This is a genomic window from Spirillospora sp. NPDC048819 (genome assembly GCF_040650055.1).
Classification (GTDB): domain Bacteria; phylum Actinomycetota; class Actinomycetes; order Streptosporangiales; family Streptosporangiaceae; genus Spirillospora.
In genome coordinates, this window is the sequence record NZ_JBEZGN010000042.1 from 34,590 (window position 1) to 48,842 (window position 14,253).

At 73.3% G+C, this 14,253-nt stretch carries 11 protein-coding genes; 2 read left to right on the forward strand and 9 right to left on the reverse strand.

The window, feature by feature from the left end:
• Positions 1-50: 50 nt before the first annotated feature.
• From ftsW to mraZ, 9 genes are all read right to left on the reverse strand, one after another.
• Positions 51-1,307, reverse strand: a complete 1,257-nt coding sequence (gene ftsW / locus AB0C35_RS38590; protein WP_358467153.1) for a putative lipid II flippase FtsW — start codon at positions 1,305-1,307, stop codon at positions 51-53.
• Between the two features lie 2 nt (positions 1,308-1,309).
• On the reverse strand, positions 1,310-2,752 hold the full coding sequence (gene murD / locus AB0C35_RS38595; protein ID WP_358467155.1) for a UDP-N-acetylmuramoyl-L-alanine--D-glutamate ligase: 1,443 nt from the start codon (positions 2,750-2,752) through the stop codon (positions 1,310-1,312).
• Positions 2,737-3,795 carry a phospho-N-acetylmuramoyl-pentapeptide-transferase gene (mraY, locus tag AB0C35_RS38600; protein ID WP_358467157.1) on the reverse strand — a complete coding sequence of 353 codons (1,059 nt, stop codon included), beginning with the start codon at positions 3,793-3,795 and terminating at the stop codon, positions 2,737-2,739. The genes murD and mraY overlap by 16 nt, the downstream gene beginning before the upstream one ends.
• On the reverse strand, positions 3,792-5,177 hold the full coding sequence (gene murF / locus AB0C35_RS38605; RefSeq protein ID WP_358467159.1) for a UDP-N-acetylmuramoyl-tripeptide--D-alanyl-D-alanine ligase: 1,386 nt from the start codon (positions 5,175-5,177) through the stop codon (positions 3,792-3,794). The genes mraY and murF overlap by 4 nt, the downstream gene beginning before the upstream one ends.
• Complete coding sequence (locus AB0C35_RS38610) at positions 5,174-6,709, reverse strand: UDP-N-acetylmuramoyl-L-alanyl-D-glutamate--2,6-diaminopimelate ligase (RefSeq protein ID WP_358467161.1); 1,536 nt, start codon at positions 6,707-6,709, stop codon at positions 5,174-5,176. The genes murF and AB0C35_RS38610 overlap by 4 nt, the downstream gene beginning before the upstream one ends.
• An 84-nt stretch (positions 6,710-6,793) precedes the next feature.
• Complete coding sequence (locus AB0C35_RS38615) at positions 6,794-9,043, reverse strand: penicillin-binding transpeptidase domain-containing protein (RefSeq protein ID WP_358467163.1); 2,250 nt, start codon at positions 9,041-9,043, stop codon at positions 6,794-6,796.
• Positions 9,044-9,077: 34 nt separating this feature from the next.
• Entirely contained in the window at positions 9,078-9,845 is a 768-nt protein-coding gene (locus AB0C35_RS38620; protein WP_358467165.1) for a hypothetical protein, read from the reverse strand.
• On the reverse strand, positions 9,842-10,822 hold the full coding sequence (gene rsmH, locus AB0C35_RS38625) for a 16S rRNA (cytosine(1402)-N(4))-methyltransferase RsmH (RefSeq protein ID WP_358467167.1): 981 nt from the start codon (positions 10,820-10,822) through the stop codon (positions 9,842-9,844). Before rsmH ends, AB0C35_RS38620 begins: the two co-directional genes overlap by 4 nt.
• 251 nt (positions 10,823-11,073) lie before the next feature.
• On the reverse strand, positions 11,074-11,505 hold the full coding sequence (gene mraZ, locus AB0C35_RS38630; RefSeq protein WP_358467169.1) for a division/cell wall cluster transcriptional repressor MraZ: 432 nt from the start codon (positions 11,503-11,505) through the stop codon (positions 11,074-11,076).
• 388 nt (positions 11,506-11,893) lie between these two features.
• Here mraZ and AB0C35_RS38635 point away from each other — a divergent pair, with 388 nt between their 5' ends.
• Together AB0C35_RS38635 and AB0C35_RS38640 are read left to right on the forward strand one after the other, a co-directional pair.
• Positions 11,894-12,940: a MoxR family ATPase gene (locus tag AB0C35_RS38635; RefSeq protein ID WP_358467171.1), complete on the forward strand. Its 1,047-nt coding sequence runs from the start codon at positions 11,894-11,896 to the stop codon at positions 12,938-12,940.
• Between the two features lie 19 nt (positions 12,941-12,959).
• The gene (locus AB0C35_RS38640) at positions 12,960-14,246 is read left to right on the forward strand and encodes a DUF58 domain-containing protein (protein WP_358467173.1); all 1,287 of its coding nucleotides are present in this window, start codon (positions 12,960-12,962) and stop codon (positions 14,244-14,246) included.
• Positions 14,247-14,253 lie beyond the last annotated feature (7 nt).

Consider the following 14,253-nt stretch of genomic DNA (forward strand, 5'->3'; position numbering starts at 1 on the left):
GGGGCGAGTCAATTCCGGGGGACGACCCCCGGACCCCCGGGAGGGGGTTTTCAACGCCGTGCCAGACCCAGCCAGCTTAGAGCCCTCACGACCGGTCCGGGGCCCCGTGCGGAGAGTGCTTGCCTCGCACCGGGCTCGCGTTTGGCGAACGCGAGCAGCATGCCGAGCACGAACAGGCTCGGAATCAGCGCCGATCCCCCGTAGGACACCAGCGGAAGCGGGATGCCGGTGATGGGCAGGACGCGGATGACGGCGCCGATGTTCACGATGGCCTGCACGACCAGCCACGCCGTCGCGCCCGCGGCGGCCAGCCGGGTGAACGGGTCGCTCACCCGCCGGGCGATCCGCAGGCCCGCGTAGGCGAGCAGCCCGAACAGGGACAGGACCACGAGGGTGCCGACGAGGCCGAACTCCTCCGCCACGATCGCGAAGATGAAGTCGGTCTCGGCTTCCGGCAGATAGTCCCATTTGGCGCGCCCCTCCCCGAGGCCCGTGCCGAACAGGCCACCGGAGGCGACCGCGTAAAGGCCCTGCGTACCCTGGTAGTTGGTGGTGAGCTGGTTGCCGGAGGAGTCCAGGAACCCGGTGAGGCGCTGCATCCGGTACGGCTCGACGATGATGAGGATCGACACCAGCAGGCACACGAGCCCGGTCATGCCGACGAACAGCCGCCCGGGGGCGCCGACGACCCACAGCAGCGCCAGGAAGATCGTGAGGAGCACCAGCGTGGTGCCGAGATCGCTGCCCATCATCACGAGCAGGATCAGGATGCCCGCGCCGGGCATCAGCGGGACCAGCAGCGGCCGCCATTCGGTCAGCTGCCCCAGCCGCTCCTTGCGCGCCAGCAGGTCGGCGCCCCACAGGACCAGGGCGAGCTTGGCCAGTTCGGACGGCTGGACCTGCACCGGCCCGAGGTCGACCCAGCGGGTGGCGCCGCCCGCGCTGCGGCCCAGCCCGGGGACGAGCACCATCGCCAGCACGACGACCGACAGCAGCAGCAGCGGGTAGGCCAGCGCGCGGAACGTCTTCACCGGCAGGCGGGACGCCACCCACATGCCGGGCAGCCCGATCGCCATCCACAGGGCCTGCTTCTGGAACAGCGTGTAGGCCGAGCCCGTCGCCTGGAGCTGGCTGACGCTGGACGCCGACAGCACCATCGTCAGGCCGAGTGCGAGCAGCATCACCGTGCAGCCCAGCACCAGGTAGTAGGACGTGAGGGGGCGGTCGAGCAGCCCGATGGCGGCGACCACCTGCTCGCGCGGCCCCGGGCGCCCGCCGTCCTCCTCGCCGGCCGGTGCGGCGGCCACGTCTACCGGGGGTTCCGGGGACCGGCGGCGCGGGCGGCGCCGGCGAGACGTCCGACCGCCGCGATGAAGGCGTCCCCGCGGGCCGGGTAGTTGGCGAACATGTCGAAGGACGCCCCGACGGGGGCGAGGAGTACGGTGTCGCCCGCCCGGGCGAGTCCGGAGGCTTCGTTGACGACGCGGTCCATGGCCCCAGTGTCGGTGTCGGGGACGTCCACGACGGGGACATCCGGGGCGTGTCGCGCGAGGGCCTCGGCGATCCGGTGCCGGTCGCGTCCCATCAGCACGACGCCGCGCAGCCGCCCGGCGCACGAACGCACCAGGTCGTCGACGTCCAGGCCCTTGAGGAGGCCGCCCGCGATCCACACGACCGGCTCGTAGGCGGCCAGGGACGCGGCGGCCGCGTGCGGCTGGGTCGCCTTGGAGTCGTTGACGTAGGCGACGCCCGCGACGTCCGCGACGTGCTGGATGCGGTGCGGGTCGGGCACGAACGCCCGCAGGCCGTCGCGGACGGCCTCGGGCGGGACCCCGAACGCGCGGGCGAGGCCCGCGGCGGCCAGCGCGTTGGCGACGTTGTGCGGCGCGAACGGGTGGACGTCGGCGAGCGCGGCGAGTTCGGCGGCCTGCCGTCCGGGATCGCCGGTGAGCGCCCGGTCGACGAGCAGTTCCTCGACGACGCCGAGTTCACCGGGACGCGGCACCCGGAGCGTGAAGCCGACCCGCCGGTCCACGTCCGGGGCGCGTTCGGCCAGCGCGGCGGACGTCTCGTCGCCGGCGTTGTAGACGGCGACGCAGCCCGGCCCGAAGATCTTGGCCTTGGCGGCGACGTAGGCGTCCATGGATCCGTGCCAGTCGAGATGGTCGGGCGCGACGTTCAGCACCGCCGCCGCCTTCGGGGCGAGCGAGCTGGACCAGTGCAGCTGGTAGCTCGACAGCTCCACCGCCAGCACGTCGTACGGCTGGGTGACGGCCTCCACGATCGGCGTGCCGACGTTCCCGACGGCGAGGGCCTTGTGGCCGGCGGCGGTGAGCATGCACGCCAGCATCCGGACGACGGTGGTCTTGCCGTCGGTCCCGGTGACGGCCAGCCACGGCGCGGCGTCCCGCGGGCGAAGCCGCCACGCCAGCTCGACCTCGCCGATGATCTCGATGCCGGACGTCGCGGCGGCGGCGAGCAGCGGCACGTCCGGCCGCCACCCGGGCGAGGTCACCACCAGCTCGGTGCCGTCCGGCAGGCCCTCGCCGTCGCCGAGCCGGACCGCGACCCCGCGGGCCTCCAGCTCGGCGGCGTGCCCGCGCTGCTCCTCGCCGTCGCGGGCGTCGACGACGGTGACGCGGGCGCCGTGCCCGGCGAGGACGCGGGCGGCGGCGCGGCCGGACACGCCGAGCCCGGCGACGCACACGGACCGGCCCGCGAAACGGCTGCTGCTCACTACTTCGGCATCCATTCCAGGTAGAACAGGCCGATGCCGAGGGCCACGAACAGCGCCGACATCAGCCAGAAGCGCACGACGATCGTCGTCTCGGCCCAGCCGGACAGCTCGAAGTGGTGCTGCAGCGGGGCCATCTTGAACACCCGTTTCCTGGTCATCTTGAACCCGCCGACCTGGATCATCACCGACAGGGTGATCATCACGATCAGCCCGCACAGGATGGCGAGCAGGAATTGGGTGCGGGTGAGGATCGCCAGGCCGACCAGCACGCCGCCGAGGGCCAGCGAGCCGGTGTCGCCCATGAAGATCTTCGCGGGCGGGGCGTTCCACCACAGGAAGCCGAACACGCCGCCGAGGACGGCCGCGGCGACCACCGCGAGGTCGAGGGGGTCGCGGACGGTGTAGCAGTTGGGGGCGAGCGCGTAGTCGGTGCAGCTGTTGCGCAGCTGCCAGTTCCCGATGATCACGTAGGCGGCCAGCACCATGCCGGCCGGGCCCGCCGCCAGCCCGTCGAGGCCGTCGGTGAGGTTCACGCCGTTGGACATGGCCGCGATGAGCAGCAGGGCCCACACCACGAACAGGTACGGGCCGATCGAGGGGCCGAAGTCGCGCAGGAAGGACAGGTGGGGGTCGGCGGGGGTGATGTCGTAGCCGTTGGGGAAGTTGAGCGACGCGACGGCGAACACGACGCCGACGAGGATGATGCCGATCATCTTGGCGCCGCTGCGCAGGCCGAGGCTGCGCTGCTTGAAGACCTTGATGTAGTCGTCCACGAACCCGACGAGGCCGAGCCCGGTCATCAGGAACAGCACCAGCATGCCGGAGATGGTCGGCTCGGTCCCGGTGACGAGGTGCGCCACCGCGTAGCCGACGAGCGACCCGACGATGAAGACCGTCCCGCCCATGGTGGGGGTGCCGCGCTTGTTCATGTGGGCCTCAGGGCCCTCGTCGCGGATCATCTGTCCGTAGCCGAGCCGGTTGACGATCCGGATCCACACCGGCGTGCCGACCATGACCAGGACCAGTGCGACCCCGGCGGCGATGATGATGTTGGTCATCGGGCGTCCTCCGCGAGGATCGCCTCGGCCACCCGTTCCAGTCCGGTCACGCGAGAGCCCTTCACCAGCACGACGTCCCGCGGCGCGAGCCGCTCCCTGAGCGCGGCCACCGCCGCGCCGACGTCATCCACCTGCACGCACTCTCCCGTCCATGACCCCACCTGCCCGGCCCCGCCGGCCATCGCCGCCGCGTTCGCGCCGACGACCACGAGGCCCGCGATCCCGCTGCGCGCCGCATGCTCCCCGATCTTGGCATGTTCCGCGGCGGAGGAAGCGCCGAGTTCGGCCATCTCCCCCAGTACCGCGTATGCGCGGCGGCCCCGGGCCATGTGGGCGAGCACGTCGATCGCGGCGCGGGTCGAGTCGGGGTTGGCGTTGTAGGCGTCGTTCACCACGGTCACGCCGTCGGCCCGCTCGGTGACCTCCATCCGCCACCGGCTGGCCGGCACGGCCTCCGAGAGGCCCGCGGCGATCTCGGCGGGCGCGAGCCCCGCGGCCCGCGCCGCCGCGGCCGCGGCCAGCGCGTTCATGACGGCGTGCGAGCCGTGCAGGCGCAGCGCGACCGGCGCCGAGCCCTCCGGCGTGACGAGGGTGAACCGGGCCCGGCCCTGCTCGTCGAGCGTCTCGTCCGCGGCGCGGACGGCCGCGTCCGGGGACCGGCCGAACATGACGACCTCGCCGCGCGTGCGCGGCGCCATGGCGGCGACGAGCGGGTCGTCGGCGTTCAGGACGGCGGTGCCGCCCGGCCGGACCGCCTCCACGATCTCGCCTTTGGCGCGGGCGATGTTCTCGCGGCTGCCGAACTCCCCGACGTGCGCGGTGCCGACGTTCAGCACGACGCCGACGTCGGGCGGCGCGATCCCGGTGAGGTAGGCGATGTGGCCGATGCCGCGGGCGCCCATCTCCAGGACCAGGTGACGGGTCGCGGCGTCGGCGCGCAGCACGGTGAGGGGCAGCCCGATCTCGTTGTTGAACGAGCCGGGCGGGAAGACGACGGGGCCCGCGCGGCCCGCGAGCCCGCCGATGAGGTCCTTGGTGGAGGTCTTGCCGGCGGAGCCGGTGACCGCGGTGACGGTCACGTCGGGCAGCCGCTCCAGCACGCCCCTGGCCAGCCGTCCGAGCGCCTCCTGGACGTCGTCGGCGACCACGCACGGCCCGCCGTCGACCGGGCGCTGCGCGAGGACCGCGGCTGCGCCGGCCGCCAGGGCCGCGGACGCGAAGTCGTGCCCGTCCGCGCGCTCGCCCTTCAGCGCCGCGAACAGCGCCCCGGGCTCGGCCGCCCGTGAGTCGATGACGACGGGACCGCTCACCACGACGTCCGGAGGCCCGTGAAGAGTGCCCCCCGTGATCTCCGCGATCGTCGACAGCGGAAGTGGGATCACGCCTGCGTCCCGTCCCCTCTTGTCCCTTGTGCACGGCGCCGGAGCGCCTCCCGCACGACCTCGCGGTCGTCGAACGGCTGCACCTCGCCCGCCACGTTCTGGCCCTGCTCGTGGCCCTTGCCCGCGATGACGAGGACGTCGCCGCGGCGGGCGCGGCCGACGGCCAGCGCGATCGCGTCGGCACGGTCGGGCTCCACCACGATGTGCGCCCGCCCGGGCTGCGGCACCTTCAGTCCGCCCTCGACCATAGCGGCGAGGATGGCCAGCGGATCCTCCGACCTCGGGTTGTCGTTGGTGAAGTAGGCGGTGTCGGCCAGCCGGGCGGCGGCCTCCCCCATCAGCGGGCGCTTGGTGCGGTCGCGGTCGCCGCCGCAGCCGAGCACCACCGTGAGGTCGCCCTCGGTGACGGGCCGCAGCGCGGACAGGACGGCCTCGACCGCGCCGGGCTTGTGGGAATAGTCGACGAGGGCGACGAAGTCCTGGCCCTCGTCGACCCGTTCCAGCCGGCCGGGGACGCCGGGCAGCGACGCCACCCCGTGCACGGCCGCCTGCAGCGGGATGCCGGCCTCGACCAGCGCGACGATCGCGGCGAGCGCGTTGGCGACGTTGAACGGCCCGGCGAGCCGGACCTCGCCGTCGGCCTCGATGCCGAGGGGGCCGACGACGCGGAACACGCTGCCGTCGGCGCCGACGCGCACGTCCTCGGCCCGCCAGTCGGCCGCCGGGTCGCCGGACGCCGAGAACGTCGTCGTCGGCACCGTGGCGATGTCCAGCAGCTCACGGCCGTGGTGGTCGTCGAGGTTGATGACGCCGACGCGGGAGTACTCGGGCGTGAACAGCCGGGCCTTGGCCAGGAAGTAGTCCTTCATGGTCGGGTGGTAGTCCAGGTGGTCCTGCGACAGGTTGGTGAACACCGCGACCTCGAACGCCGCCCCGCCGACGCGGCCCTGGGCGAGGGCGTGGCTGGAGACCTCCATCGCGGCGGCGCCGACCCCGCGCTCGCGCATCATCGCGAGCAGCGCGTGCAGGTCGGTGGACTCCGGCGTGGTCAGCGCGCTCGGCACCCGCTCGCCGGCCACCCGGATCTCGACGCCGCCGACCAGTCCCGTCTCGATGCCGGCGGCGCGCAGGCCGGCGTCCAGCAAGAAGACGGTGGTGGTCTTGCCGCTGGTCCCGGTGACGCCGATGAGGGTGATGTCGCGTCCGGGCTCCCCGTACACCCAGGACGCGGCTTCGCCGAGCCGCGCGCGGACGTCGGACACCACCAGGACGGGAAGGCCCGTCGCCGCCGCCCGGTCGTACCCGTCGGGGTCGGTGAGGATCGCCGCCGCGCCCGCCTCGGCGGCCTGGGCGGAGAACTGTGCGCCGTGTGCGCGCGCGCCGGGCAGCGCAGCGTAGATGTCGCCGCGCCGCACCGCTCGCGAGTCGTGCGTGATGCCGGTCGCCGACACGCCGTCCCAGCCGGTCTGCTCGATCCCGAGAAGCGCCGCGAGTCCATTCAGCGGACGGGCCGGATTGGTGGTGGGACGCATGGCGTTTCTTTCGGTACGGGCGGAACGGGACTGCTGGGACACGGGTGGTGGTGGACTCACAGGCGAGGAGGGTACTCGCTGCCGTCAGTCTCGGGCGTGGATCTGGATGATCGGCGGTCGGCTCCCCGTCGGCGGGATCTTCTCGGACTGCAGGGCGAAGCTCATGACGTCCTTGAAGACCGGTGCGGCCGCATCGCCACCATAGTGGCTGCCCCGCTTGGGGTCCTGCAGGACGACCTGCACGACCAGCTGCGGATCGTCGGCCGGCGCGAACCCCGCGAACGACGCGGTGTAGCCGCCGCCGTCGTAGCAGCCGCAGCGCGGGTTGACGATCTCGGCGGTGCCCGTCTTGCCGGCGACGCGGTACCCCTTGATCTGGGCCTTCGGCGCCGTGCCCTCCTCGGTCGTCACGCCCTCCAGCATGTCGCTGATCTGCCGGGCCGTCTTCGCGCTGATGACCCGCTCGCGCCCGGGCGCGGGCGACGGCGTGAACCTGTCGTCCTCGCCGACGGTGCCCGCGACGAGGGTGGGCCTGACCCGCACGCCGCCGTTGGCGATGGTCGCGTAGACGCTGGCCATCTGCACCGCGTTCACCGACACCGTCTGCCCGAACGCGATCGGGTACCGGTCGGTGCCCGACCACTGGCCGGGCGGCTTCAGCAGGCCGGGCGTCTCCCCGGGCAGCGGCAGTCCGGTCTTCTCCCCGAAACCGAAGTCGCGGAGCGTCGTGTAGAGCTGCTGCTGGGTGATGCTCTCGCTGGCCATGATGGTGCCGACGTTGCTGGACTTGGCGAGCACGCCGGCGAACGTGAGCCGCTCGGGCGGATGGGGGTGCGAGTCGCGGAAGACGACGTCGTACTTCCGGATCTTGTCGGGGACGGTGTAGGGCGTCTGCGGCGTGACGCCGCCCTTCTCCATGACGGCCGCGGCGGTGACGACCTTGCCGGTGCTGCCCGGCTCGAACGCCTCCTGCACCAGGGGGCTGCCCCAGAGATTCTTGTCGGACTCGCCGTAGCTGTTCGGGTCGAACCCGGGCGCGGAGGCCATCGCGAGAAGCTCACCGGTGCGCGGATCCATGACGATGACGCTGCCGCTTTTCGCCTTGGACGCCTTGACCTGCTTCTCGATCGCCTCCTGCGCCTTGAACTGCAGGTCGCGCTCCAGTGTGAGCCTGACGCCGCGGCCGGGCACGGACGGACGCTTCTGGTCCTTGCCCATGGGGATGTGCTGGCCGTCGAGACTGATCTCCACCCGCTGCCAGCCGTCGCGCCCGGCGAGCACGTCGTTCATCGAGCTCTCCAGGCCGGCGGCGCCGTTCCCCGTGTCGTTCACGAAACCTATGACGCTCGCGGCCAGCGAATCGTTGGGATACTCCCGGCGGTACTCCGGCCGCGTCCCGATGCCCGGCAGATCCCACGAGGTGATCAGCCGCGCCTGGTCGGGCCGGACGCCGTGCGCCAGGTACACGAACCGGGTGTCGGGTTCGCCGATCTTCTTCATCAGCGTCGCGGGGTTCAGCCCGAGTGTCGGGGCCAGCGCGTTGACGACCCGCTGCCGCTCGGCCTCGTCGATCAGCGACGGGTCGGCGTAGACGGCCCGCGCCTCCACCGTCATGGCGAGCGGGTGGCCCTGCGCGTCGGTGATGTCGCCGCGGATGGCGGGCAGTTCGAGCCTCTCCAGGCGCTGCCGCATCGCCTGCTCGGTGTACTTGCCGGACTCGATCGTCTGCAGCTGGACGAGCCGCCCGGCGAACAGCGACAGCACGAAGGCGATGACCAGGAGCGCGACGTTCAGCCGTTTGAGCGGGTCGCGCCGGTGAAACGGGGTGCGGCTGCGCGGGCCGCGCTCGGGGGGACGTCCCGAGCCGCCCGTGGCGCGTCTGGGGCCGGGGCCGGCGCCCTGGCCGCTCCGCGCCGTCCGGCCCGCGCCGATCCTGCCGGACGCGCCCTTGGCGGGCGCCTTCTTCTGTGCCGGTTTCCGCGGCGTCGTCTTCTTCTGCTCCGTCTTCCGCGCCGGCCTCTTCACGGCGGGCTTCTTGGCGGGCGCGCCGCCGGTCCCGGTCTCTTTGCGGGGGGTCTCCTTGCGGGGGGCGGGGACCGCGCCCCCGCGCGCGGGACGGCGGGCGGCGCTGCCCTTCGTGCCCGGCCGTCCCGCGCCGTCCGATCTCCCGCCCGGCGGGCGCGGAGAGTTGCCGGTATGACGCCCGGACGCGCGCGCCGCGCCCGGGCCGCTCTTGTCGTCGCGCCCCGCCGAGCCGCGGGGGCCGCGCCCGTCCGAGCCGCGTTTCCGGCCGGGCGGCGGCCCGGCGGTCCCGCGTCCCGGCGGTTTCGTCACCGTGCCCCCCGCTCCCCGATGCGGCCGCGCCCGATCACGGCGCTCCGCTTCCGCTTCCGCGCCCGTCGCCGAGGAGGGCCGGCGGGACGCCGTCGCCGGGCACCACGGTGCCGGGGACGCCGACCACGCCCGCGGCGCCGGCCGACGCGGCCGCCGCGTGCGGGACCGGGCGGATCTCGCCGTCGCTGGCCCGTCCGGTGCCGGTGTGGAAGAACGCCGGGTCCTCGGCCTCCTTCATGCCGAGCGCCTTGGCCTTGTTCGACAGCCCCTGCGGGGAGCCCTCGCGGGCGATGTCCTCCTCGTACGCCTGGCGCTGCTGTTCGAGCTGCTTGTTGCTCTGCTGCAGCCGGGTCAGCGTGAACGCGTCCTTCGCCAGGACGGTGTTGAGCAGCAGCAGGCTCACCAGGGCGCCGCCGAGCAGCCCGACGATGAGCAGCACGAACGGGGCGCGCGGCGGCGCCTGGGCCGCCGTCCGCCGCGACGCGGCCGGACGGGACCTCACGGCGGCCGCCTTCGCCCCGCTCTTCGCCGTCTTCGCGGTCTTCGTGGTCTTGGTGGTCTTCGTGGGCGCCGTCTTCGTCGCCGCGCTCTTGGCGGAGCTCTTGGCGGACGCGGGCCTGCGCGCGGGCGTGCTCGTGCCGGGCGTGCTCGTGCCGGGCGTGCTCTTGGCGGGCGTGCTCTTGGCGGGCGTGCTCTTGGCGGGCCTGCGCTTGGCGGGCGCCGGGACGGCGGCGTCGGCCGGGCGTTCCCGGGGCCTGTTCTTCGGCGCCTTGGCCGGCGGGCGTCTGCTCGTCGTGGTCATGTCGCCTCCCGGACCCGCTCGGCGGCGCGCAACCGCACCGATCCGGCCCGTGGGTTGGTCGTGGTCTCCTCGTCGGACGGCAGCTCCGCCCCGCGCGTCAGGAGCCGGAACCGCGGCTCGTGCTCGGGCAGCGGGACGGGCAGGTCCGGCGGGGTGGTGTCGGCCGCCTGGGCGGCGAGGACCTGCTTGGTGATGCGGTCCTCAAGGGAGTGGTAGGACAGGACGGCGATCCGGCCGCCGACCGGGATCGCGCCCAGGGCGGCGGGCAGCGCCCGGCGCCAGGTGTCCAGTTCGCCGTTCACCTCGATGCGCAGCGCCTGGAAGGTTCGCTTGGCCGGGTTGCCGCCGGTGCGGCGCGTCGCGGCCGGGATGGCGGTGCGCACCAGGTCGGCGAGGCGCCGGGTGGAGTCGAGCGGGGCGCGCTCGCGCTCGCGGACGATCGCCGAGGCGATGCGCTGGGCGAAGCGCTCCTCGCCGTACTCGCGCAGGATCCTTGCGAGCTCGGCGGGCGGGTAGCCGTTGACGACCTCCGCCGCGGTGAGCCGCTGGGTGGTGTCCATCCGCATGTCGAGGGGGGCGTCGTGGGAGTAGGCGAAGCCGCGGGCGGTCTCGTCGAGCTGCGGGGAGGAGACGCCGAGGTCGAACAGGACGGCGTCCACCGCGGGGACGCCGAGCCGGCGCAGAACCCCGGGGATCTCGTCGTAGACGGCGTGCTCCAGCGTCACCCGGTCGCCGAAGGCGGCGAGCCTGCGCGCGGAGCGCTCCAGCGCGGTGGTGTCGCGGTCCAGGCCGATGAGGCGGAGCTCCGGGACGGCCCGCAGCATCGCCTCGGCGTGGCCGCCCATGCCGAGCGTGGCGTCGAGGTAGACGGGCGCGCGGCCGGTGACGGCCTCCGCCGCCGGGGTGAGCAACGTCAAAACGCGACCGAGCATGACCGGTACGTGACCGGACTCGGGCGCGTGGTTCCCCACGTCCATGCTTCACCCCCTGTACTCGCCACCTAGCTCGCGGACTTGTGTGGCATCGCCGGGCCGGACGACCGCTTCGCACCCCCGGCGGCGGCCTCGCCCGGCCAGGTCCCCATCCGCTGCCCTAGAGGAAGATCACCGCGTGGTGCGCGGGGGGTCGCCGTCTGGCGCCGGGGAAGCTGCGCCAGCTGGCTCGGAGAGCGGCTGGAGACCTGGCCGAACGTGGGCCATTGCCGGTCATCGGACCGACGAGTCGTTTCTCAGAGGATCCCTGGCAACACCTCCTCCGAGACGTCGGAGAACGTCTGCTCCTCCTGCTCCAGGTAGGTCTCCCATGCCTGCGCGTCCCAGATCTCCAGACGCGTGTTGGCACCGATGACCGTGCAGTCGCGGGCGAGCCCCGCGTACTTGCGCAGCGGAGGAGGAATCGTGACGCGGCCCTGTTTGTCCGGGACCTCGTCGGAGGCGCTGGCGAAGAAGACGCGGCTGTAGCTCCGCACGGCCTTCTCGGTGACGGGCGCGGCACGCAGAGCCTCGGTAATCCGCTGGAACTCCGCCATGGGGAAGACGTACAGGCAGCGCTCCTGGCCCTTCGTGATCACCAATCCCCCCGACAGCTCCTCGCGGTATTTCGCCGGCAGGAACAGCCGTCCCTTGTCGTCGAGGCGCGGTGAATGTGTGCCGAGGAACACCGGCCCACCTCCCCGCGCCGCATGAGGCGCTACTGCTCCCCACGGCGCCCCACTCTACTCCACTCTTCCCCACCGTCAACAATGAAAACACCGGTTCCGAATCGAGTTCATGGATAAAAACGCAGGTCAGAACGGGTGGTGCCGAGTGGGGCCCGCGGCGGCCGGGTCCGCGCGTCCGGGCGGCGGGGGCCGGCGCAAGGACGGCGTGGCACGTCCCGGCGGGTGGCACCGGCGGGCCGGGAGGGGTTGGGTGGAGTGAAGTGGTGTGCTCCTGCGGGCTCGGACGCCGATCCCCGTGGAGCACAATGGGCTCGCGTTCATCATGAACATCGCGGAGGGCGTTCCGACGACGTACTGTCGTTTGGGCGGGCGCACTGAGGAGGGTTTGGTGGCAGTAGGCACGCACGGCGAGTCGTTCATGGAGACCGACCCCCCGGCATCCCACCCGGCCCGGCGCGGCGGCACGGGGCACGACGGGCCGGGTACGGGTCTGGAAGGCCTCGCCAAGGTCGCGAACAGGATCCGGGACGCGGTGGAGTCGGTGATCGAGGGCAAGCCCTCGGTGGTCCGGCTCGCCCTGACGGTGCTGCTGGCGGAGGGGCACCTGCTGATCGAGGACGTGCCCGGGGTCGGCAAGACGATGCTCGCCAAGGCGCTCGCTCGCTCGGTCGACTGCTCGGTGCGGCGCGTGCAGTTCACACCGGACCTGCTGCCGAGCGACATCACCGGGGTCAGCGCCTACAACCAGGAGCTGCGCGAGTTCGAGTTCAAGCCGGGCCCGGTGTTCGCCAACATCGTGGTCGGCGACGAGATCAACCGCGCCTCCCCCAAGACGCAGTCCGCGCTGCTGGAGTGCATGGAGGAACGCCAGGTCACGGTGGACGGCACCACCTACGGGCTGGAGCCTCCGTTCATGGTGATCTCCACGCAGAACCCGGTGGAGATGGAGGGCACCTACCCGCTGCCCGAGGCTCAGCGCGACCGGTTCACCGCCCGCATCTCGATGGGCTACCCCGACCCGGCGGCGGAGCTGGAGATGCTGAAGACCCACGGTGAGACGTCCCCCCTCGACCGGCTGAGCCCGGTCGCGCACGCCGCGGACGTCCGCGAGCTCATCGAGGTGGTGCGCGCACAGCACGTGTCGTCCGCGGTGCGCCAGTACGCGATCGACCTCGTCACCGCGACCCGCAACCATCCCGAGCTGCGGCTCGGCGCCTCCCCGCGGGCGACCCTGCAGCTGGTGCGGGCCGCGCGGGCGTACGCGGCGCTCGACGACCGCGACTACGTCGTCCCCGACGACGTCCAGGACCTCGCCGTTCCCGTCCTCGCGCACCGGCTGCTGCCCACCGCCGAGGCGCAGGTGGAGCGGCGCCGCCCCGAGCAGGTCGTCGCCGACCTGGTGAAGCGCCTGCCGGTGCCGTCCCCCCGGAAGTGACCTTGACCGGAAGTGACCAGTGAGACGAGCGCTGGCCGGCCTGACCACGCGCGGACGGTCCTTCGTGGCCGCCGGCGCGACCGCGATCGTCTGCGCGTTCATCCTCGGCGAGCGCGACCTGCTGCGCGCGGGCGTGCTCGTTCTGGTGCTGCCGCTCCTGTGCACCCTGGCGGTGTCGCGGACCCGCTACCGGCTGGCCTGCGCGCGGCGCCTGGACCCGCCGCGGCTGCCGGTCGGCCAGGAGGCCCGCGTCGACCTGCGGCTGGAGAACGTGTCGCGGCTGCCGAGCGGGCTGCTGATGGTGGAGGACCGGGTGCCGTACGCGCTCGGCGGGCGGGCGCGGTTCGTCCTGGACCGGATCGAGCCGCACGGCAAGCGCGAACTCGGCTACCGGATCCGCTCGGACGTGCGCGGACGCTACCGGGTGGGGCCGCTGACCGTGCGGCTGGCCGACCCGTTCGGGATGGTGGAGCTGGTCCGCTCGTTCAGCCTGTCCGACCGGCTCACGGTGACGCCCACGATCGTCCCGCTGCCGCACGAGCGGCTGGCCGGCGCGTGGAAGGGCGGCGGCGACAGCATCGCCCGCGCGGTCTCCGCGGCGGGCGAGGACGACGTGACCCCGCGCGAATACCGGCACGGCGACGACCTGCGCCGCGTGCACTGGCGGTCCACCGCCCGGCACGGGGAGCTGATGGTGCGGCGTGAGGAGCAGCATTTCCAGAGCAGCGGGACGCTGTTCCTCGACACCCGCCGCACCGCGCACTGGGGCGACGGCATGGCCGGATCGTTCGAGCAGGCCGTGTCGGCGACCGCGTCGATCGGGGTGCACCTCGTCCGGACGGGGATGAACCTGCGCTACGTCACCGACGCCGGTGAGGCGCTGCAGGCCGCGTCGGCGGACGGGGGCTTCGAGGGGCTGCTGCTGGACACCCTGGCGGTCGCCCGCAGGTCCAAGGGCGGTTCGCTGTCTCCGGGGCTGGCGGCGCTGCGGGGCCGGATCGGCAAGGCGCGGGACGGCGACGGGCTGGTCATCGCGGTGTTCGGCGTCCTGTCCGGCGAGGAGGCGCGCTCGGTCGCGGCCGTGCGGCGCCGCGCCGGGACGTGCGTCGCGGTGCTGGTCGAGGGGACCGGCGGGAACGCGGCCCGGCAGGACGGCGCGGAGACGGGAACGGCGTCCGCGCAGGCGGCGGGGCTGCTGCGCGCGGGCGGCTGGCGAGTGGTGATCATCCGGTCCGCCGCGGAGCTGGCCGGGGCATGGGCGCAGGCCGGCCAGGCCGGCGAGGACTTCGTCAGGGACGGCTCATGAGAATCCG

What these genes read in the sequence shown, in the direction of transcription:
- murD (WP_358467155.1), bottom strand. Translation starts at nt 2,752, where the DNA reads ATGGATGCCGAAGTAGTGAGCAGCAGCCGTTTCGCGGGCCGGTCCGTG.
- AB0C35_RS38610 (WP_358467161.1), bottom strand. Translation starts at nt 6,709, where the DNA reads ATGCGTCCCACCACCAATCCGGCCCGTCCGCTGAATGGACTCGCGGCG.
- rsmH (WP_358467167.1), bottom strand. Translation starts at nt 10,822, where the DNA reads ATGGACGTGGGGAACCACGCGCCCGAGTCCGGTCACGTACCGGTCATG.
- AB0C35_RS38620 (WP_358467165.1), bottom strand. Translation starts at nt 9,845, where the DNA reads ATGACCACGACGAGCAGACGCCCGCCGGCCAAGGCGCCGAAGAACAGG.
- mraY (WP_358467157.1), bottom strand. Translation starts at nt 3,795, where the DNA reads ATGACCAACATCATCATCGCCGCCGGGGTCGCACTGGTCCTGGTCATG.